The organism is Stenotrophomonas sp. JAI102 (assembly GCF_013409105.1).
Classification (GTDB): Bacteria; Pseudomonadota; Gammaproteobacteria; order Xanthomonadales; family Xanthomonadaceae; genus Stenotrophomonas; species Stenotrophomonas maltophilia_AA.
Genome location: NZ_JACCCI010000001.1, coordinates 1226086 through 1245840 on the forward strand (window position 1 = coordinate 1226086; position 19755 = coordinate 1245840).

Genomic DNA, 19755 nt, shown 5'->3' on the forward strand with positions numbered 1-19755 from the left:
GGAGTTGATGTCTCTCAAAACTTCAAGAGCGGCGGCCAGACGTACCGCGTCCTGACGAAGGTCAGGCGTGGCAGGGCTCGTGGACGGCAGGGTCACCTCCCATCCGCACTGATTGCTTATGGAGTTGACCGACACGCTGATGGTGGCCCTCGCCCCAGGGGTACTCAAGAACTGAACCAAAGCCGCCTGGTCGAATGCGCGATTGAATCGCCCAGGCTTCTGTAGACAATTGCGGAGCAATATCGTTGTCCGCTTCCGGCCAGAAGCGGACACGATCCAAGGCGCTAGTCGGCTCTGCGGCCAAGCAGTGCCGCATTCACCTAGTCATTACCCATCCTTCTGCGCAGCCTTTGCGCCAAGCATTCCCTGAAGAAGTTCTATTTGTTCGGGATCGGTGAGCGCGCCTATACGAGGAACGGCCACTCGCCTGAGAAAAGTGAAAACATCATCATCGCTAGCGATCCACCCAAACTGGTTGTTAGCAACTGCCGCCGCGAGAATCCGCTGGACCTCTTTCAAAGAGAAATAGCCAAACTGTTCCAGTTTCGCAATGAGGTTGTGCGTGACAGCAAAGGATCCAGACTCTGCCAAGCTATCGATCAGTGCCTCTTTATCCTTGTCGTACGAAAACGCAACACCGTCAAAGTGCTCCTTGAGGAATGACGACAATGTCCTATAGACAAGGAGCTTTCCATGCATCGTATCGCTCCATTCTTTCGCCAAAAATGGATGAGGTCGGGTTTCATCAAGAGTTGAATAGTAGTCACCATCTTCGCTTATTACATGAAGATTCTGGCCGCCCGGCACCGCGCCGAGCAAGGCAATCCAGTTGACGGCATCTCCCATAGACCCGTTCTTTCCCGGAGGATTGCCCAACGCGCTCCGCATCTGGGCTTTGGCGAACAACTCTGGCGTAGTGGGAATGGGGTTGCTCTTCGCGAAAATTTCTTTGATCAGCGCATCCGTCAGTAGACCACTTTCAAGTACATCCGAGTCCACCTTATTCGAAATTGACTTCGCTAGCTCCTGCAGCTCCATGCTTTTCTGTCTGATCTGCTCATACTCCTCGTACTGCTTCATAAAAGCAGGAAGCTGTGCTGCGAACTTTACGTCCTTGAATTTCTTGAGGGCATCCTTGATCTTGTTCTCCCGATTGCGGGAAAACTCGTTGCAGACCTGCTCAGTGAGATGCACCGTCGCTGCGCCGTGTTCATGCGATGCAAAAATATTACTCAAGGCGTCGATCTCCTCCTTAGTGAAGTGAAAGAAGTTGAGAAGAATATTTGTGTCGATAAAGACATGCATGGATGTGTAGCACCTGAACTGATTGGGACCGCTAAGCGGGCGTGCCTCAAATTAATCGCTAGAAGGATGGCCTGGATTTATGGACTTGGATATTACAGACAAGAGGTAATCAATCCAGCCAAGGATTTGAAGCACCCTCTCAGCGGGCATTTCGCCAAGAAGCTTGTGCTGGACCTGATTTCGAATGAACCCGAATGTCCCTAGGAACAGCAATTGAGCAGCCTCTTGCTCAGCACGGACGTTGCTCACGGTTAGGATTGGGTTATCAAGATTGAAAGCTTGCGTTATTAGCTGCTTTGCGCTCTTCCCCTCATCACACGACGTAACGATTCTTAGGCGATTCTCGAGAATCCGTGTCGCTTCGGACACGACGGTGTCGTTCCTATCGCTCTGCCCGTTCTCTTGGAATTGATTGAACAGGTCGAGGCAGCGAGTGCGTAACTCATGATCTAAGATCTCGATTGAGCCAACCAATACGGGTCGCGGACGCGCCGTATTTAGAAGTGACTCGCTCTGCGGCTGGGGTTGAGAGTCCGCTGCCACAGGATCACTCCCGTAGGTGGCAAGAAGCTCCAACGGCGACGCGTTCTTGAATACTCCAGAGAAGTGAAACATCTCTTCTTTGGAGCTGATCTCTCGATCTACAGAGGCGAGGGTAGACGAGGTGACATTCGTTCGAGCAGCCAATGCGTTTCGACTCCGCCTTAGCTTGGCGAGGTAGAGTAGACCAACGGACTTCATGAATCTCACAAGCCAATGGGATGGCGAAAGGCTCACATCCCATGAGTCGTCCCTTTCTGCAAGCTTCTCCTCGAGCCATGTCTTGATCCGTTGCGTTCTTTCCTTGTCACGCTGAAGCCCAAGCTCACGGCGAGTCTCGTCGGTGATTAATGCGGCGAGATCTGGGTCCGACGACAACTCGACCTCTTCATCGCCCAAGAGAGTGAGATAAAAATCGATAGCGCGAAGTACGAAAAGGATGGTTCCCCGATCAAACATCACCCAGTTGTATTGATAATCGTCGTGGTTTTCAGAAATCTCCATGCCCCCCCCCCAATCTACTTAGTCGGACTCGTGGTCCGAGTATACGATTCATCCAAAGCAGAGCCACACCAGACCGTTGGCCCTGTCTGATTGCCGCCCAAGCGTTAGGAACTTGGGGCACGCCCCTAGATGCCAGCTTCGGGCTAAAGAACCAGCCCTCACCAAATGTCGATGAGAGCCTTCCAAGGCCGCTGTGTCAATGTCCGCTCCCGGCCAGAAGCGGACATTGATTAACACCCTAATTAAGCCGCGCCGCGACGCCGCGTCGCCTTGAATAAACTGTCAGGGCGCACTTGTGGCCACGCCTTGAAGTCGCTCCAGCTTTCTCAGTTTATGGACCAGGAGGCTTGCTCCACTCTCGTCCACGAAATCTTCATACATGACCGTGCTGTCTCTAAAATGCAGATCCAAGCGATTCAAGACGGCTCTTAGCACAGCGAGCATCTCCTCTACCAATGTCCTACTAATGCCGCTAAGAGGATCGGAATTGCGACTTCTGAGGTAGTCATGATCCTGATGAGCGATGCGCTTGTTTCGATGCTCGCGGGCGAACTCCGCTGCAACTAATGCCTTATCACAGAGATTCTGCACCTCGCCCTGCAGCTCTGTATTGGAGATTAGCGGAGGCAGAGACTGGATCGTAAGATTCTTCTTCTTCCCTGTCGTCGGCGGGTCCGTCATCCGAGAGACACCCAATAGAACACTGTCCCACAGCTCGTCTTGAACGATTTTGAAGAACAGGCCAGAGGTCCGGTTAAGCAGGTGGACCGTGTCGGGGTCGCCGCCGAAAAGCTGGCGGTACTGTTGCCAAAGAACGTGAAGTTCTACGAGCTTTCGGTACAGCTCATAGAAGCTGGCCCCAAGCTCTTGTCCCATCGAGGAGATGTACTCACTACGGACTTCATTCATGGACCGAGTGACCATTGGTGTGCGCCCCAACTACCTATTAGTCGGACCCGTGGGTCCGGTTAAACTAAGTATCCACAAAGCACCGTATGGTGGCTCCCCCCGGATACAGCTCGATATTAGGGCGGCTGGGTCCGGCTAACAAGCCAGCGTAGCACCGGGCTAGCGCTAGCGGACAACACAAACAACAAGGGCGCCTCGCGGCGCCCTCGTCATTCAACTCATTCCCACTCAATAGTCGCCGGCGGCTTCCCCGAGATGTCATAGACAACCCGCGACACCCCCCGCAACTCATTGATGATCCGGTTGCTCACCGTGCCCAGGAACTCATACGGCAGATGCGCCCAATGCGCCGTCATGAAATCGATGGTTTCCACCGCGCGCAGCGCAATCACCCACTCATACGCACGCGCATCACCCACCACGCCCACCGACTTCACCGGCAGGAACACGGCAAACGCCTGGCTGGTCTTGTCGTAGAGGTCAGCCTTGCGCAGCTCATCAATGAAGATCGCATCGGCCTTGGCCAGCAGTTCGGCGTATTCGCGCTTCACTTCGCCGAGGATGCGCACGCCCAGACCCGGGCCCGGGAACGGATGTCGGTAGACCATGCTGCGCGGCAGGCCGAGCTCGACGCCGAGGCGACGCACTTCGTCCTTGAACAGCTCACGCAGCGGCTCGACCAGGCCCAGCTTCATGTGCTCGGGCAGGCCGCCAACGTTGTGGTGGCTCTTGATCACGTGGGCCTTGCCGGTCTTGCTGCCGGCCGACTCGATCACGTCGGGGTAGATGGTGCCCTGCGCCAGCCACTTGGCGTTCTTCAGCTTGGTGGATTCTTCATCGAAGATGTCCACGAACAGGTTGCCGATGATCTTGCGCTTGGCTTCCGGGTCGCTGACGCCTTCGAGCTTGGCGAAGTAGCGGTCGGCGGCATTGACGCGGATCACCTTGACGCCCATGTGCTCGGCGAACATCGCCATCACCTGGTCGCCCTCCTGCCAGCGCAGCAGGCCGGTATCGACGAATACGCAGGTCAGCTTGTCGCCGATCGCCTTGTGCAGCAGCGCGGCCACGACGGACGAATCGACGCCGCCGGACAGGCCCAGGATCACTTCGTCATCGCCCACCAGTTCGCGCACGCGGGCGATCTGGTCGTCGATGATGTTGGCGGCGGTCCACAGGGTCTCGCAGCCGCACACGTCCACCACGAAGCGGCGCAGCAGCGCCTGGCCCTGCAGCGTGTGGGTCACTTCCGGGTGGAACTGCACGCCGTACCAGCGCTTTTCTTCGTTGGCCATCGCGGCCACCGGGATGCGATCGGTCACGGCGGTGACCGTGAAGCCCGGGGGTGCGACGGAGACGTGGTCGCCGTGGCTCATCCAGACGTTCAACTTCGGCTCGCCGCCGTGGTCGCTCAGGCCCTTGAACAGCGCATCCGGAGCGACGACGTTGACTTCGGCATGGCCGAACTCACGCTGGTCGGCCGCTTCGGTGGCACCACCAAGCTGCGCGGCCAGGGTCTGCATGCCGTAGCAGATGCCGAAGATCGGCAGGCCGCTGTCGAACACTTCCTGCGGCGCGGCGGGCGCGCCCGGCAGCGTGGTCGATTCCGGGCCACCGGACAGGATGATGCCCTTGGCGCCGAACGCGGCGATGTCGGCCGGGTTGTGGTCCCATGCCCAGATCTCGCAGTACACGCCGAGCTCGCGGATGCGGCGCGCGATCAGCTGGGTGTACTGGGCGCCGAAATCGAGGATGAGGATCTTGTCGTTATGGATGTTGGTCATGGTGCCCGGGCAATGCAGGAGTGAATACGGGGAACACAGATTCGTTACCGGCGGCGGATAGAGAAAGAGGAACGGGAATCAGCTTCCTCGTTCCTCTTTGCTCATGCCGCGTCAGGCGCGGTAGTTCGGCGGCTCTTTGGTGATCTGCACGTCGTGGACGTGGCTCTCACGTTGGCCGGCGCCACTGATCTTGACGAACTTCGGCTTGCTGCGCATGTCTTCGACGGTGCCGCAGCCCACGTAACCCATGGTGGCGCGCAGGCCGCCCATCAGCTGGTGGATGATGCCGCCGACCGGGCCGCGATACGGCACGCGGCCTTCGATGCCTTCGGGCACCAGCTTGTCGGCGCTGGAGGCGTCCTGGAAGTAGCGGTCCTTGGACCCCTTCTCCATCGCGGCCAGCGAGCCCATGCCGCGGTAGCTCTTGTAGGAGCGGCCCTGGAACAGCTCGGTCTCGCCGGGCGATTCCTCGGTACCGGCCAGCAGGCCACCGATCATGATGGTGGAGGCACCGGCGGCGAGCGCCTTGCCGATGTCGCCGGAGTAACGGATGCCACCATCCGCGATCAGCGGGATGCGGTCCTGCAGCGCCTCGGCGACCAGGTCGATCGCGGTGATCTGCGGCACGCCGACACCGGCGACGACGCGCGTGGTGCAGATGGAGCCAGGGCCGATGCCGACCTTGACCGCGTCCGCGCCGCTGTCCAGCAGCGCCAGTGCGGCTTCACCGGTACAGATGTTGCCACCGACGACCTGCACCTGCGGGAAGTGCTTCTTGACCCAGCTGACGCGGTCCAGCACGCCCTGCGAGTGGCCGTGCGCGGTGTCGACCACCAGCACGTCCACCCCGGCGGCGACCAGCGCCTCGACCCGGCGGTCGGTATCACCACCGACGCCGACGGCCGCGCCGACCAGCAGGCGGGTGGCGGTGTCCTTGGCGGCGTTCGGGTAGTCGGTGTTCTTCTGGATGTCCTTGACGGTGATCAGGCCGCGCAGGGCGAACTCATCGTTGACGACCAGGATCTTCTCGATGCGGTTGCGATGCAGCAGCTGCAGCACTTCATCGGAGGCCGCGCCTTCCTTGACCGTGATCAGGCGATCCTTCTTGGTCATGATGTGGCGGACCGGATCGTCCAGCTCGGTCTCGAAGCGCATGTCACGGTGGGTGACGATGCCGACCAGCTGGCCGCCGCCGTCCACGACCGGCACGCCGGAGATGTTGCGCGCCTGGGTCAGGGCCAGCACGTCGCGGATGGTGGTTTCCGGGCCGACGGTGATCGGGTCGCGGATGACGCCGGCCTCGAACTTCTTGACCTTGGCGACTTCGGCAGCCTGCTGCTCGACGCTCAGATTCTTGTGGATGATGCCCATGCCGCCGAGCTGGGCCATGGCGATGGCCAGGCGGGCTTCGGTGACGGTATCCATGGCAGCCGAGAGGATCGGAAGCTTCAGCCGCAGGTCGCGCGTCAGGCGCGTTTCCAGACTGACATCCTTGGGCAGGATGATGGAATGAGCGGGGACGAGGGAGACGTCGTCGTAGGTGAGAGCTTCAGCCTGGATGCGCAGCATCGGCATACCCGAGATGTGGGGAAGCGCGACATTTTACCCTGATTCGGGCGTCTTTGGCAGGGGGCGGATGCGACGCTGTGTCGCGTACCCGGCTCTGCGGTTCAGCCATGGGCGGCCCGCGGGCCCGGCAGGGGGAGAGCCCCCGAAGTTCGGGGGCGGCCGCGAAGCGGCGGGGGCGTGGGTGCTGGTAAGTGGGGACCCAAGGTTTGCGCAGCAAACCTTGGGAGCGTCAGCGCGAATGCGTGGACGCGTACCCCTCCGCCGCCTCGATGGTGTTCTGCATCAACGTGGCCACGGTCATCGGCCCTACCCCACCCGGGACCGGGGTGATCCAGCTGGCACGCTGGGCGGCGGCCTCGAAGCCGACATCGCCGACCAGGCGTCCATCGTCCAGGCGGTTGATGCCCACGTCGATGACCACGGCACCCGGCTTCACCCATTCACCCGGGACGATGCCCGGGCGGCCCACGGCGACCACCAGGATGTCGGCGTTGCGCACCGACTGCTCCAGCACGTCCTTGGGGGTGAACTTGTGGCAGCTGGTGACGGTGCAGCCGGCGATCAGCAGCTCCAGCCCCATCGGGCGGCCGACATGGTTGCTGACGCCGACGATGGTCGCGTTGCGGCCGCGGACCGGCTGGTCGGTGTGACCCAGCAGGGTCACGATGCCGCGCGGGGTGCACGGGCGCAGGCCGAACTCGCGCAGGGCCAGGTGGCCGACGTTTTCCGGGTGGAAGCCGTCCACGTCCTTGCGCGGGTCGATCCGGTGGATCAGGCGGTTGGCGTCCGGAATGCCCGGCAGCGGCAGCTGGACCAGGATGCCGTGGATCTTCGGATCGGCGTTGAGCTGGTCGATCAGGGTCAGCAGCTCGGCCTCGGTGGTGCCGGCCGGCAGATCGTAATCAAAGGCTTCGATGCCCACTTTTTCGGCCGCACGGCGCTTGTTGCGCACGTACACGGTCGAAGCCGGGTCGCCACCGACCAGCACCACGGCCAGGCCCGGACGGCTGCCACCGGCAGCCAGGCGGGCATCGACCCGGACCTTGAGGCTGTCCAGCAGGTCTTCGGCGATGCGGCGGCCGTCGAGAATGCGGGCGGAAGAAGCGGTGTCGGAAGTCGGTGAGCTCATCGAGGGCGGCAGGCGTGGGGGCGACGGCCGTCTATTGTCCCCGATTCGGCCCGCCCCGCCCACCGGTAGTGCCGGCCGATGGCCGGCACGTGGAATGGGCCCACCTGGGTGCCGGCCAGCGGCCGGCACTACCACCCTCATTCTTCTTCGGGCACCTCGTCGGCGTTGAGCGTGCGCGCCTTGCGCTTGGGCGCGGTGAACGGCGTCGGCGTGGGCACGCCGGGCAGCGCAGTGCCGAACACCATGTGCGCGCCGGCGCGCAGGTCTCCGCCGGCCATCTCCAGCTCGAAGCGTTCCGCATCCCGTTCGCGGATCTGCTCGGCGATCTCGCGCGCATCGTCCGGATCGGCACCCAGCTCCATCAGCGCGGCCTGGCCGAACTGCAGGGCCGACTCGAAGGTCTCGCGGATCTGGAAGTCCACCCCGGCATGGATCAGGCGCAGCGAATGTTCGCGATCGAACGAGCGCACCAGCAGCTTGGCCTGCGGGAACTCGTGGGTGACCAGCTCGACGATGCGATCGGCATCCTGGTCGCTGTTGACGCAGACCGCGATCGCACGCGCCGACCCCGCGCCAGACGCATGCAGTACATCCAGGCGGGTACCGTCGCCGTAGTAGATCTTGAACCCGAAGCGCTCGGCGTTGTGGATCATGTCCACGTCGTTGTCGATGATGGTCACATCCACATCGCGCGCCAGCAGCGACTGACTCGCCACCTGGCCGAAGCGACCAAAGCCGATCAGCAGCACGCTGCCGGACAAACCGTCGGCTTCTTCGACGCCATCGAGCGAGACTTCGCGGTCTGGCATCAGCTTGTCGTGCAGCAGCACGAACAGCGGCGTCAGTGCCATCGAGAGCACGACGATCGCGGTCAGATTGGCGTTGACCTGCACATCGATCACACCGGCCACGGCCGCGGCGGAGAACAGCACGAACGCGAACTCGCCGCCCTGTGCCATCACCACGCCGCGATCCAGCGCCTGTCGATGATCACTGCCGAGGATGCGCGCGACCACGTAGATGCACACCGCCTTGGCCAGCATCAGCGCGAACACGCCCGAGACGATCAGCGGCCAGTTGTTGGCGACGACGGTGAGGTCCAGCGCCATGCCGACGCTGAGGAAGAACAGGCCGAGCAGGATGCCGCGGAACGGCTCGATGTCCGCTTCGATCTGATGGCGGAAGGTGGATTCGCTGAGCAGCACGCCGGCGAGGAACGCGCCCATCGCCATCGACAATCCGCCCAGCTGCATCAGCAGCGCGGCGCCGAGCACGACCAGCAATGCAGCGGCCGTCATCACTTCGCGCGCCTTGGCGGCGGCCAGGATGCGGAACAGCGGATTGAGCAGGAAGCGGCCGACCAGCACCAATCCGACGATCGCACCCGCCGCGATGCCGACGGTGACCCAGCGCGAACTCTCGCCGGCATCGCTGTGCACGGGCGCCATGAACGCCACGACAGCCAGCAACGGCACGATCAGCAGATCTTCGAACAGCAGGATCGAGACGATCTTCTGGCCGGTCGGCAGCGCGATGTCGCCGCGTTCGGCGAGCAGCTGCATCACCACTGCGGTGGAGGTGAGCACGAAACCGGCGGCGCCGATGAAGGCCACCGGCAAGGGGAAGCCGAGCAGCATGCACACGCCGGTCAGCACGGTGCCGCAGACCACGATCTGCAGCGTGCCCAGGCCGAAGATCTCGTTGCGCAGGCTCCACAGGTGCGAGGGCCGCATCTCCAGCCCGATCACGAACAGGAACATCACCACGCCGAGCTCGGCGGTATGCAGGATCGCCTGCGGATCGGAGAACCAGCCGAACCCGAACGGGCCGATCGCCAGGCCTGCGGCGAAATAGCCCAGCACCGAGCCCAAGCCGAGCCGGCGGAACAGCGGCACCATCACCACTGCCGCACCCAGCAGGGCGACCACTTTCACCAGTTCACTGGCACCTGCTTCCACCGCCATGCGGTTGTTTCCCCGGACTGCACAAGATGGGTCAACGATAGGGCAAAGCGGTGAAGGGCAATAGCGCGGATGATGCGTTTTATCGTGCTGAATTCAGAACGATATTCAATCCGGATGCCGCATCGTCCCAACATCACCACCAAACTCACCGATAGAGCCACGCCACGCGTGGCTGCGCTCACCCGGCGCCCCCTCGCCGACGGGATCCACGCATAGCGTCCCGGCGAACAGCATCCACGCATGGCGTGGATCTACGCGCCGCTACAGAACGCCGCGTAATCGATGTAGCCCGGGAAGGCGCGCCCGGGCGCACACAGCGGGCAGGCCGGATCCGGGCGCAGGCGTGTCTCGCGGAAGCGCATGCCCAGCGCATCGAAGCTCAGCAGCCGGCCGATCAGTGGCTCACCGATACCGAGCAGCAGCTTGAGGACTTCGGTGGCCTGGAGCAGCCCGACCATGCCGGGCAGCACGCCGAGGACACCGGCCTCGGCACAGTTGGGCGCGAACGCCGGGGGCGGCGGCTCGGGAAACAGGCAGCGGTAACAGGGCGCGGTGCCGCGCTGACGTCCGGCATCGAAGACGCTGACCTGGCCGGTGAAGCGCTCCACCGCCCCGTACACCAGCGGGATGCCGTGCTGGAGGCAGGCATCGTTGAGCAGGTAGCGCAGCGGGAAGTTGTCCGAGCCGTCCAGCACCACGTCGACACCTTCGAGCAGTGCATCGATGTTGGCCGAAGTGACCCGCGCCTGCACAGCCTCCACGTCCAGCGAGGGATTGAGGGCAAGCAGGCGTGTGCGCGCGGAGAGCACCTTGGGCTCGCCGACGCTGGCATCGGTATGGATGATCTGCCGATGGAGGTTGCTGCGGTCGACCACGTCGTCATCGGCGATGCGCAGGTGCCCTACCCCGGCCGCGGCCAGGTAGAAACTGGCCGGTGCACCCAGGCCGCCCGCGCCAAGCACCAGCACGCGCGAGGTCAGCAGCGTCTTCTGGCCCTCGACACCCACCTGCGGCAGCAGCAGATGCCGCGAGTAGCGCTCGTTGAAGTCGCGCTCGGCGTCGCTCTGGATCGGCTGCACCAAAGGCAGTCCCTCGGCACGCCATGCGGTGGTACCGCCCTGCACGGACGCGATATGCGTGTAGCCCAGGTTCGACAGGAAAACCGCGGCGTCCATCGAACGCCTGCCGCTCTGGCAGATCAGGACGGCCTCACGATCGAGTCCCGGCAGGTGCGTGCTCGGCTCGGCCTGGAGATCGCCCCTGGCAATGCCGAGCGCGCCTTCGGCCATACCGGTGGCACGTTCATGCGCTTCACGCACGTCGATCAGCAGGGCGCCGTGAGCAATGCGCTGGCGGGCCTCGGCGGGAGATAGCTGCGGGATGTCCATGCCGACATTATCGCGCACGAGGGTGTAGGCCGGTGCCCGGCCCTCTTCCATGTACAGCCGCCGGCCAGCACGTGGCGCTTGGCTCCTGGCGAGCTGGCAGCGTGGGTGTCGATGCGCGCGGCGTATAAAAGTAAGGAAGCTGCTCCGCCCTGGAAAGTTGGGGCGATTCACGTGCGTGTAGGGAAACCAGTGAATTGCAAATAAGCGTGACCGAGCACGCAATTTGAAGACAATCCCGGATATAGCCTGTCCGCGCCTCGATAAGCCCCCGATGACCAATGCCAAGGATTGCCATGCGCATCATCTATCTATCAAGAATGCCATTCATTTTCGCTACGCTAGCGGTACTGCCAAGCACGCCGGCCATGGCTTCATCGGCGCCCATCACCCATGCCAATGGAACGCCCATTGAAAACATCGGCCGTCCCGAGCGCGTGCGCATCGAAAAGATGCTCGACAAGGCGCTTTCGGAAGCTGCCGAAAACCTGGCACTCATCGAGGGTCAAACGGGATTCAACATCCGGACGCGGCTCGTTCCAGAGCGCCGCACCGTGATCATAGACCTGGGCGGGCGGGCGGTTCCCTCCCATACGGGCGCGGAACTGGAGGACCAGCAACACCGTCTGGCGCTTGTGGCGCTGGATCTGCTGCGCGGAGTCGTCGCCGTGGATGGCGCGGAGTTCCAGTTTGCCGGCCACGACATCCACCAGCTACGGCCGGATCCACTGCCCCCGATTGAACCGCGCCAGCGACAAGGCTCCAGAACGAACGTTGCTCCTCCGAAGGTTGCGCTGGCGGGTGGACATGGGCTGTATTTCAACTATCAGTACAACGATTGGCGTGCCCAGCGTCATCCGTCAAACGGGATTACCGAGGATTTCATCACTCCGTATGTTGCCCGCGTCGCGTGGCTGACAGATGCAAGCGGCATCAAGACCAAGGAAGTTGAGTACACCTACAGCTGTACAGCCAACGCTTGAAATGCGCTGCAACTGGATGCAGAAGAGCCGGCTTTCGCCGGCTCTTCTTTGGATCACTTGCCCTTGACGTGCTTGATCAAGCGGCGCTTGCGCTTGAGCTGACGTTCGGTGAGCACGTTCTTCTTGCCTTCGTACGGGTTCACACCCTCGCGGAAGATGAACTGCACGGGCGTGCCGACCAGCTTGAAGCGCTTGCGGAAGAAGTTCTCCAGGTAGCGCTTGTACGACTCCGGCAGGTCTTTCAGACGGGTGCCGTGGACGATGAAGGTCGGCGGATTGGAACCGCCCGGATGCACGTAACGCAGCTTGGACACGTGACCACGGATCGCCGGCGGCGGGTTGGTCTCGTACGCCGTTTCCAGCGCCTTGTTGACTTCGCTGGTGCTGAACTCGTGCGTCGCCGAGGCGTGCGCGGCGTGGATGCAGCGGAACAGCTCACGCAGGCCCGAGCCGTGCTTGGCCGAGATGCGCACCACTTCCGCCCACGGCACGAAGCCGAGCTTGCGCGATACCAGCGCTTCAGCCTGCTCGCGCTGGTAATCGGTCAGGCCATCCCACTTGTTGATCGCCACCACCAACGCACGGCCGGCATCGAGCACCGCGCCGAGCACGCTGGCGTCCTGATCGGTCACACCTTCGGAGGCATCCAGCATCAGCACCGCGACCTGGCACTGCTCGATGGCCTGCAGGGTCTTGATGACGCTGAACTTCTCGACCACTTCCTCGACGCGCGCCTTGCGACGCAGGCCGGCGGTATCGATCAGGCGGTACTCACGCCCGTCGCGCTCCATGTCCACCGCGATCGAGTCGCGGGTGGTACCAGGCACTTCGGAGGCGATCATGCGCTCTTCGCCGAGCAGACGATTGACCAGCGTCGACTTGCCCACGTTGGGGCGGCCGACGAAGGCGATGCGAATGCGGTTCGGATCGGTGTCCAGGGTCTCGGTGGTGCCCTCTTCCGGCAACCGTTCCACGACCTCGTCCAGCAGATCATCCAGGCCCTGGCGGTGCGCGGCCGAGACGGTCAGCATTTCGCTGAAGCCGTAACGGGCGAACTCCGAACGCACGGTGTCTTCGTTCATACCGTCGATCTTGTTGATCAACAGCAGGGTCGGACGGGCCAGCCTGCGCAGCCAGGACAGGATCTCGTCGTCCATCGGGCCCTCACGGGCATCGACCACGAACAGGATCAGGTCCGCTTCGGCGGCGGCAGCGCGGGCCTGGCGGGCGGTAGCGCCGGCCAGACCTTCTTCTTCACCGGCGATACCACCGGTATCGACCACCAGGAACGGGTGGTCCTCATCAAGACGACAAACACCGTAATTACGGTCCCGGGTCACGCCGGGCTGGTCATGGACCAACGCGTCGCGCGTACGGGTAAACGCATTGAACAGCGTGGACTTGCCGACATTCGGCCGTCCAACCAGGGCGACCAAGGGCAGCATCGCGGTAACTCCTTATTGTGCCAACCGGAACGCGGTCAGCTTTCCATCAACGTTCTGCACCAGCAGAATCCCATCGGCGGCTACCGGCTGGGCCAGGAGGGCGTCGCCGCCACTCTTGGCGCGCGCCGCGAACTCACCGTTATCGGTCCGCAACCAGTGCAGATACCCCTTGTAATCACCGACCACAACGTAATCGCCATGGATGACCGGACCGGTCAGCGAACGACGGGCCAGGCCCGTCTGCGACCACATGGCCGAACCGCTGGCCTTGTCCAGGCCGAACACGCCGCCCTTGTTGTCGGTGACGAACACAGTGCTCGAGGTCAGGGCCACGCCGCCGGCGCCACCATGATCACGGGCCCACAGCGGACGGCCGGTCGGGCCCTCGATCGCCATGGTCTGGCTCTTGAAACTGCTCACGAACAGCGTATTGCCTTCCAGCACCGGCGCGCCGTCGATATCGGCCATGCGGTCCAGCTCGGTACGGCCTTCGCCGGTGCCGACCATCTGGTCCCACAGCGTGCGGCCGTCCTGCATGGCCAGCGCGGCGACGGAGCCGTCGTCATTGCCGATGAACAGCACGCCCGGGCCGGTGACGACCGGCGCGTTGCCGCGCACGGTCAGTGCCGGCAGCTCGCGCGGGTTGAACCAGCGCTGGGTGCCGTTTTCGGCATCCAGGCCGGTCACGCGACCGTCGTTGCTGCGCACGAACACCATGCCCTGGCCCACGGCCGGTGCGGAAATCACTTCACCCGGCACCTTGGCACGCCACTTTTCGGTGCCGTCGGCCGCGTTCAACGCGATGACTTCGCCGTCCAGGGTGCCGATGACGACCAGGCCGTCACCCACGCCCGGGCCACCGGACAGACGAAGCTTGGGCTTCTTCTTTTCCTTGGCCGGCTCGTAGGTCCAGACCTTCTTGCCGGTCTGCAGGTCGATGGCATGCACGCCACCGTAGATGGCGGCTGCGTAGACGCGGCCATCGGCGACCACCGGGCCCTGGCGGACGCCGATGCGCTTCTCGCCCTTGCCGACGTTGGCCGTCCAGATCTTGTCGACCTTGGCGGTGGCATCGAACTTGACCAGTTCAGCCGGTTCCAGCGCCTTCTTGGCCGCCGCGTCCTTGCCGGCGAACCAGCCCTTCATCGTGCTGCAGCCGGTCAGGGCCATGCCCAACAGGGCAACCGTGGCAACGCGCTTGATCATGACCATCTGATTCATTACACCGACTCCGCAGGATCGGTGACGGTGCCACCGGCATCCGTCAACTTGGTTTCCAGCAGGCGCCGCTGGGGCGCTGCCACGTCCAGCGTCTTGAGCGCCTTCTCATACTGCTCGCGGGCAGCATCACGCTTGCCCTGCGCCATCAGTGCATCGCCATGGATTTCCAGGCTGGCGCTGTCGGTCGCGGTGCCGAGCTGGTTGATCGCATCCTCGGTCTTGCCGGTGGCCACCAGCAGGCGCGCGACGCGCTGCTCGATCACCGGCTTGAATTCGGGGTCGGCCTTGATCGCGCGCAGGGTCGCCAGCGCGTCTTCGTTCTTGCCGGCATCGACCTGGGCCTTGGCCAGCTGCAGGGCAGCCAGATCGGCATAGATGTTGGCCTTGCCGCTTTCCAGGTCCTTCACACCCTTGGCGGCCTGCTCCAGATCCTTGTCTTCCAGGCTCTTGAGGACGATCTGGTACTGGACATTGGCGCCGGCCAGGCTGTTGCTGTGCCGGGTCTGCCACTCTTTCCAGCCCCAGATGCCACCGATCGCGATGGCTACGCCAGCGAGGATGCTGACACCGTTCTTCCGCAGCCAGCCGCGGACGCGTTCACTTTGTTCGTGCTCGTCGAGCAGGTCGTCGATCGCCATGCGTACTCTCGCCCCGCCCATGAGGAGGAGCTATTTGAATTGGATTGGGGAAACGCGGTTCAGTGCGAAACTGGGACCACGGAGCCGTCAGAGGATACCGTAAAGCGTGCCACGTTGGCTCGCTGGTACGGCGAAAGGTCGACGATAGTGCCGGCCTGCTGAACCTCGACCGCCGATGCATTGCCCAGCACCATGCGGGCCACCTGGCCCGGTGCGAAGCTGCGGGTCTCGCCCGACTTGATCAGGGCCTTCTCGACGGTGGTGCCGTCCGGCCCGGAGATATCCACCCAGCTGTCGCCTTTGAACTGCAGGCTCAGTGCGCCGGCCTGCGGCATCGGCGCGGACGCCGGACGCGGGACCGGGGTCAGCGATGCCAGGTACGGCGCGGCCGGTGCCGTCGGCTTGGCCGCCTCGACCGCCACAGGTACGGCCGGATCCGGGGTCTCGCCCCCGGCCACCGGTACCGCCGCCGGGATCACATCCAGCGAGGCGGTGTTCGGGATGCTCGCCGTGCCATCGAAATGGCCGCGGGTGGCGAACCAGACCGGCACGGCCAGAACCGCGGTGATGCCGACATACAGGACGCGACGCCCCAGGCTCTCGGCAATGCGCCGGGCCCGCGGGGTATGGGTATGGCTGACCAGCTGCGGCGGCACGATCGGCCCGATATGGGCCTGCTCGAGGATATCGCCGATGTCCACCTTGAGCAGACGGGCGTAGCTGCGCAGCTGGCCGCGGACGAAGACCGGCGCGCCGAGGCGCTGCCACTGCTCGTCTTCGAGGGACTTCACGACCTGGACCGGCATGTGCAGCTGCTGCCCCACGGCCTCCAGGGTCAGTCCGGCCGCTTCCCGGGCCTGGCGAAGACGAGCTCCGCAACCGGCCGCAGAATCAAAAGCGTTCACAGTCTGGTCATCAATCACAGTGCTTCAACCCCGGGGATTAGGTGCCGCATCCTGCGGAAATTCGTCATGAATTCGCTGCAGATAGCGACCGGATGCCACGCTGTCGCCAAGCCGCGCCTCGATTTGAGACGCAAGTTGTAACACGGAACGTGTGGCCGGTGCAGCCGTCAAACGCCGTTGCGAAAAGGCGCGGGCCTCGAAATAACGCCCTTGGGCGAACTCGTTGCGGGCCATCGACTCCAGCGCGTAGGCATTGACCGGATCGATCTCAAGCGCCCGGCGCAGGTCCGGAACCGCCCGTTCGGGCTGCCCGGCATCCAGCGCACAGCCACCGGCATTGGCCAGGGCAGAGGCCGGCGTCGTATAGCCCGGCGCCTGGAGGGCCCGATCAAACCAGACCAGCGACTCGGCCGGACGGCCATGAGCACATAGCCACGCGCCATAATTGTTGAGCACATCGCCGCGCTCCGGGCCCAGCTCGGCGGCCTTGGCGTACAACTGCCCCGCCTCGGCCTGGTTGCCGCGCTGGGCGGCGATGGCCGCCAACAGCATGTAGGCCTCGGGACGCCGCGCATCGATCTTCATCGCCGCCCGCACCCGCTTCTCGGCCGCCTCCGGCGAGCCCGCACGCAGCGACTCGCCGGCCAGGACCATCTGGTCCTGGTAGTTCACGCGCTTGCGGATCTCGGGGTTGTCGCGGGCCTCATAGGTCGGCGCGACCTCGAGGGTACCGGACGGCGGTTTGATGCCCTGTTTGCCGCAGCCGGCCAATGCCAGCGCGATGAAAACAACGGCTGGCAATCGGCGATCAGGCAGCGGCATCCCGGTCTTTCCCGTCCTGCAGCGTTTTGTTGAACTCGGCCTGGCGGCGCGTGCGATCCATGACCTGGCCCTTGAGCTGGCCACAGGCGGCATCGATGTCGTCGCCACGGGTGCGCCGCACCATCGTCAGCACCTTCGCATCGAGCAGAATCTTCTGGAAGGCGCGGATGTCGGTTTCGCCGGAACGCTCATAGCGCGTGCCCGGGAATGGATTGAACGGAATCAGGTTGACCTTGCCCGCGTTCGAGGCCTGCACGGCGTTGTCGAACTGGCGCATCAGCCGCGCCAGCTGGCGGGCGTGCTCGGGCTGGTCGTTGATCCCCTTCATCAGGGTGTATTCGAAGGTGACCGATTCGCGGCGCTTGTTGGCGCGCAGGTAGCGTGCGCACGAGGCCATCAGCTCGACGATCGGGTACTTCTTGTTGAGCGGGACCAGGGTCTCGCGCAGGGCATCATTGGGCGCATGCAGCGACACCGCCAGCGACACGTCGCTCTCGGCGGACAGCCGGTCGATCTGCGGCACCAGGCCGGAGGTGGACAGCGTCACGCGCTTGTTGGCCAGGCCGTAGCCCAGATCGTCGCGCATCACGCTCATGGCGCGCACGACGTTGTCGAAATTCATCAACGGCTCGCCCATGCCCATCATCACCACGTTGGTGAGACGACGCTGCTTGTGCGGGATGTTGCCCAGATGGCGCGCCGCCACCCACACCTGGCCGATGATCTCGGCGGTGGAGAGGTTGCGGTTGAAGCCCTGGGTCGCGGTCGAACAGAACGTGCAGTTCAGCGCGCAGCCGACCTGCGAGGACACGCACAGCGTGCCGCGGTTCTTGTCCGGGATGTAGACCGCTTCGATCGCGTTCTTGCCGTCGGTGCCCATGGCCAGCAGCCACTTGTGGGTGCCATCGGCGGAGGGCTTGTCGAACACGATGTTGGGGACCAGCACCTCGGCATGCTGCTTGAGCTTGGCGCGCAGCGCCTTGCCGAGGTCGGTCATTTCATCGAAATCGGTGACGTAGTGATGGTGGATCCACTTCATCACCTGATGGGCACGGTAGCGCGCTTCGCCGAGTGTCTCGGCGAAGAAGCGCTCCAGACCCTCGCGATCGAGGTCGAGCAGGTTCTGCTTGGCCACAGCCGGGCTCGACACGAGCACGGATGGGATGGCGGTGGGCTGTACGACCTCGTTCACGGCATCACTCTCAGCGCGAGACGACTTCAGTCGCGGCGAAGAAGTAGGCGATTTCGATCGCGGCATTCTCAACCGAGTCCGAGCCGTGGGCGGCATTGGCATCGATGGATTCAGCGAAGTCGGCGCGGATGGTACCGGCGGCGGCTTCCTTCGGGTTGGTGGCGCCCAGCAGATCGCGGTGGGCCAGGACGGCGTTCTCGCCTTCCAGCGCCTGGATCATCACCGGGCCGGAGATCATGAACTCGACCAGCGCGTTGAAGAACGGACGCTCGCGGTGCACGGCATAGAAGCCTTCGGCTTCACGGCGCGACAGCTGCTTGTACTTGGCGGCGACGACCTTCAGGCCGGCCTTTTCAAAGCGGGCGTAGATTTCACCGATGACGTTCTTGGCGACGGCGTCCGGCTTGATGATGGAAAGGGTGCGCTCCAGCGCCATGGGAATACTCCGTTGGGCGGGCCACTTGATCGGCCCGAGGTTAACATGAAAAAAACCCGCGTCAAAACGCGGGCTTAGCCTGATATACGTGCGCCAATTCTAACGTGTAAGCCCGCGGTACGGTAGTGCCGGCCGCTGGCCGGCAACGCCATGGCTGCGGTGGTTGTGCGCCCCGTTCAGGGAATGAAGGGGTGCCGGCCAGCGGCCGGCACTACCTCGAGCGGGGATGAACAGATGCCGCGCTCTGCTGCGCCGCACAATGCGGCAGCGCAGCCACGGGTCTAATATCAAACAATCGTTTGATTGAACTTCCCTGCCCCATGGCCAAACCCGCCCACTTCTCCACCAAGGACCGCATTCTCGGCGCCGCCGAGGAACTGTTCGCCCTGCATGGGTTCGCGGGCACCTCGCTGCGCCAGGTCACCAGCCAGGCCGATGTGAACATCGCCGCGGTCAACTACCACTTCGGTTCCAAGGAAAACCTGGTCAACGAGGTCTTCCGCCGCCGGATGGATGAAATGACCTCGGCGCGCCTGGCCCAGCTTGACGCCGCCCGTCGCGAACACCCCGGTGAACTGCGCCCGGTGCTGGCCGCCTTCGTCGAACCGGCCCTGGCCATGGCCCAGGACCGCCAGACCGGCGGCGCGTTCGTGCGGGTCATCGCCCGCGCCTACGCGGAAAAGAACGACAACCTGCGCAAGTTCCTCTCCGACCATTACGGCCACGTCCTGCGTGACTTCGGCAAGGCGATCTCCGCCTGCGTGCCGGGGCTGAGCAAGGAGGAGCTGTACTGGCGCCTGGACTTCCTCGCCGGCTCGCTGACCTATGCCATGGCCGACTTCGGCCTGATCAAGCGACCCGCCGGTGTCACCGAAGCGGCGCATCGTGCCCATGCCGCCCAGGAACTGATTCACTTCGCCGACGCAGGATTCCGCGCCAGCGCGGCTACCGCCCCTGCGGCCACGACCCTCTCCACCCCGTAGAGCCGGGCCACGCCCGGCTTCCAGACAACAAAGGCTTATCG

General features: G+C 63.6%; 17 protein-coding genes. 2 read left to right on the top strand and 15 right to left on the bottom strand.

The genetic code is table 11. The features are described from left to right. Nucleotides 1–327 precede the first annotated feature (327 nt). From HDC96_RS05665 to moeB, 8 genes are all read right to left on the bottom strand, one after another. The gene (locus tag HDC96_RS05665; protein ID WP_179459117.1) at nt 328–1305 is read right to left on the bottom strand and encodes a PIN domain-containing protein; all 978 of its coding nucleotides are present in this window, start codon (nt 1303–1305) and stop codon (nt 328–330) included. 51 nt (nt 1306–1356) lie between these two features. Next, a complete protein-coding gene (locus HDC96_RS05670) occupies nt 1357–2349 on the bottom strand; it encodes a TIGR02391 family protein (RefSeq protein ID WP_179459118.1) in 993 nt (330 codons plus the stop codon). Between the two features lie 282 nt (nt 2350–2631). Continuing rightward, nucleotides 2632–3273 (bottom strand): hypothetical protein, encoded by a 642-nt coding sequence (locus tag HDC96_RS05675; protein WP_179459119.1) that lies wholly within the window; start codon nt 3271–3273, stop codon nt 2632–2634. 203 nt (nt 3274–3476) lie between these two features. Beyond that, a complete protein-coding gene (gene guaA / locus HDC96_RS05680) occupies nt 3477–5042 on the bottom strand; it encodes a glutamine-hydrolyzing GMP synthase (protein WP_179459120.1) in 1566 nt (521 codons plus the stop codon). Nucleotides 5043–5153: 111 nt separating this feature from the next. After that, nucleotides 5154–6611: an IMP dehydrogenase gene (gene guaB, locus HDC96_RS05685; RefSeq protein WP_123729717.1), complete on the bottom strand. Its 1458-nt coding sequence runs from the start codon at nt 6609–6611 to the stop codon at nt 5154–5156. A 229-nt stretch (nt 6612–6840) separates the two neighbouring features. Continuing rightward, the gene (gene folD, locus HDC96_RS05690) at nt 6841–7740 is read right to left on the bottom strand and encodes a bifunctional methylenetetrahydrofolate dehydrogenase/methenyltetrahydrofolate cyclohydrolase FolD (protein ID WP_179459121.1); all 900 of its coding nucleotides are present in this window, start codon (nt 7738–7740) and stop codon (nt 6841–6843) included. Nucleotides 7741–7877: 137 nt separating this feature from the next. Beyond that, nucleotides 7878–9704 (bottom strand): monovalent cation:proton antiporter-2 (CPA2) family protein, encoded by a 1827-nt coding sequence (locus HDC96_RS05695; protein WP_179459122.1) that lies wholly within the window; start codon nt 9702–9704, stop codon nt 7878–7880. A 251-nt stretch (nt 9705–9955) separates the two neighbouring features. Then, nucleotides 9956–11092, bottom strand: a complete 1137-nt coding sequence (moeB, locus tag HDC96_RS05700) for a molybdopterin-synthase adenylyltransferase MoeB (RefSeq protein WP_179459630.1) — start codon at nt 11090–11092, stop codon at nt 9956–9958. Between the two features lie 293 nt (nt 11093–11385). Here moeB and HDC96_RS05705 point away from each other — a divergent pair, with 293 nt between their 5' ends. Next, complete coding sequence (locus HDC96_RS05705; protein WP_179459123.1) at nt 11386–12072, top strand: hypothetical protein; 687 nt, start codon at nt 11386–11388, stop codon at nt 12070–12072. A gap of 53 nt (nt 12073–12125) precedes the next feature. Here the strand turns inward: HDC96_RS05705 and der are convergent, their stop codons facing one another. From der to ndk, 7 genes are read right to left on the bottom strand one after another with little or no spacing between them, the layout of a single operon-like run. Beyond that, on the bottom strand, nt 12126–13517 hold the full coding sequence (der, locus tag HDC96_RS05710; protein ID WP_121042160.1) for a ribosome biogenesis GTPase Der: 1392 nt from the start codon (nt 13515–13517) through the stop codon (nt 12126–12128). Nucleotides 13518–13529: 12 nt separating this feature from the next. After that, nucleotides 13530–14738 carry an outer membrane protein assembly factor BamB gene (gene bamB / locus HDC96_RS05715; protein ID WP_176989803.1) on the bottom strand — a complete coding sequence of 403 codons (1209 nt, stop codon included), beginning with the start codon at nt 14736–14738 and terminating at the stop codon, nt 13530–13532. After that, nucleotides 14738–15376: a tetratricopeptide repeat protein gene (locus HDC96_RS05720; protein ID WP_179459124.1), complete on the bottom strand. Its 639-nt coding sequence runs from the start codon at nt 15374–15376 to the stop codon at nt 14738–14740. The genes bamB and HDC96_RS05720 overlap by 1 nt, the downstream gene beginning before the upstream one ends. A 59-nt stretch (nt 15377–15435) precedes the next feature. Then, a complete protein-coding gene (locus HDC96_RS05725; protein ID WP_179459125.1) occupies nt 15436–16299 on the bottom strand; it encodes a RodZ domain-containing protein in 864 nt (287 codons plus the stop codon). 6 nt (nt 16300–16305) lie between these two features. Continuing rightward, nucleotides 16306–17103: a type IV pilus biogenesis/stability protein PilW gene (pilW, locus tag HDC96_RS05730; RefSeq protein WP_179459126.1), complete on the bottom strand. Its 798-nt coding sequence runs from the start codon at nt 17101–17103 to the stop codon at nt 16306–16308. Then, nucleotides 17090–18295, bottom strand: a complete 1206-nt coding sequence (gene rlmN, locus HDC96_RS05735) for a 23S rRNA (adenine(2503)-C(2))-methyltransferase RlmN (RefSeq protein ID WP_179459127.1) — start codon at nt 18293–18295, stop codon at nt 17090–17092. Before rlmN ends, pilW begins: the two co-directional genes overlap by 14 nt. 10 nt (nt 18296–18305) lie before the next feature. After that, entirely contained in the window at nt 18306–18731 is a 426-nt protein-coding gene (ndk, locus tag HDC96_RS05740; protein ID WP_008265389.1) for a nucleoside-diphosphate kinase, read from the bottom strand. Between the two features lie 320 nt (nt 18732–19051). Here ndk and HDC96_RS05745 point away from each other — a divergent pair, with 320 nt between their 5' ends. Next, nucleotides 19052–19714 carry a TetR family transcriptional regulator gene (locus HDC96_RS05745; protein ID WP_179459128.1) on the top strand — a complete coding sequence of 221 codons (663 nt, stop codon included), beginning with the start codon at nt 19052–19054 and terminating at the stop codon, nt 19712–19714. Nucleotides 19715–19755 lie beyond the last annotated feature (41 nt).

Coding starts and splice junctions, on each gene's coding strand:
- pilW (WP_179459126.1), bottom strand. CDS start 17,103: ATGCCGCTGCCTGATCGCCGATTGCCAGCCGTTGTTTTCATCGCGCTG.
- HDC96_RS05695 (WP_179459122.1), bottom strand. CDS start 9,704: ATGGCGGTGGAAGCAGGTGCCAGTGAACTGGTGAAAGTGGTCGCCCTG.
- HDC96_RS05705 (WP_179459123.1), top strand. CDS start 11,386: ATGCGCATCATCTATCTATCAAGAATGCCATTCATTTTCGCTACGCTA.
- ndk (WP_008265389.1), bottom strand. CDS start 18,731: ATGGCGCTGGAGCGCACCCTTTCCATCATCAAGCCGGACGCCGTCGCC.
- HDC96_RS05745 (WP_179459128.1), top strand. CDS start 19,052: ATGGCCAAACCCGCCCACTTCTCCACCAAGGACCGCATTCTCGGCGCC.
- HDC96_RS05675 (WP_179459119.1), bottom strand. CDS start 3,273: ATGGTCACTCGGTCCATGAATGAAGTCCGTAGTGAGTACATCTCCTCG.
- HDC96_RS05720 (WP_179459124.1), bottom strand. CDS start 15,376: ATGGCGATCGACGACCTGCTCGACGAGCACGAACAAAGTGAACGCGTC.
- bamB (WP_176989803.1), bottom strand. CDS start 14,738: ATGAATCAGATGGTCATGATCAAGCGCGTTGCCACGGTTGCCCTGTTG.
- der (WP_121042160.1), bottom strand. CDS start 13,517: ATGCTGCCCTTGGTCGCCCTGGTTGGACGGCCGAATGTCGGCAAGTCC.
- HDC96_RS05665 (WP_179459117.1), bottom strand. CDS start 1,305: ATGCATGTCTTTATCGACACAAATATTCTTCTCAACTTCTTTCACTTC.
- guaB (WP_123729717.1), bottom strand. CDS start 6,611: ATGCTGCGCATCCAGGCTGAAGCTCTCACCTACGACGACGTCTCCCTC.
- moeB (WP_179459630.1), bottom strand. CDS start 11,092: ATGGACATCCCGCAGCTATCTCCCGCCGAGGCCCGCCAGCGCATTGCT.
- folD (WP_179459121.1), bottom strand. CDS start 7,740: ATGAGCTCACCGACTTCCGACACCGCTTCTTCCGCCCGCATTCTCGAC.
- HDC96_RS05670 (WP_179459118.1), bottom strand. CDS start 2,349: ATGGAGATTTCTGAAAACCACGACGATTATCAATACAACTGGGTGATG.
- guaA (WP_179459120.1), bottom strand. CDS start 5,042: ATGACCAACATCCATAACGACAAGATCCTCATCCTCGATTTCGGCGCC.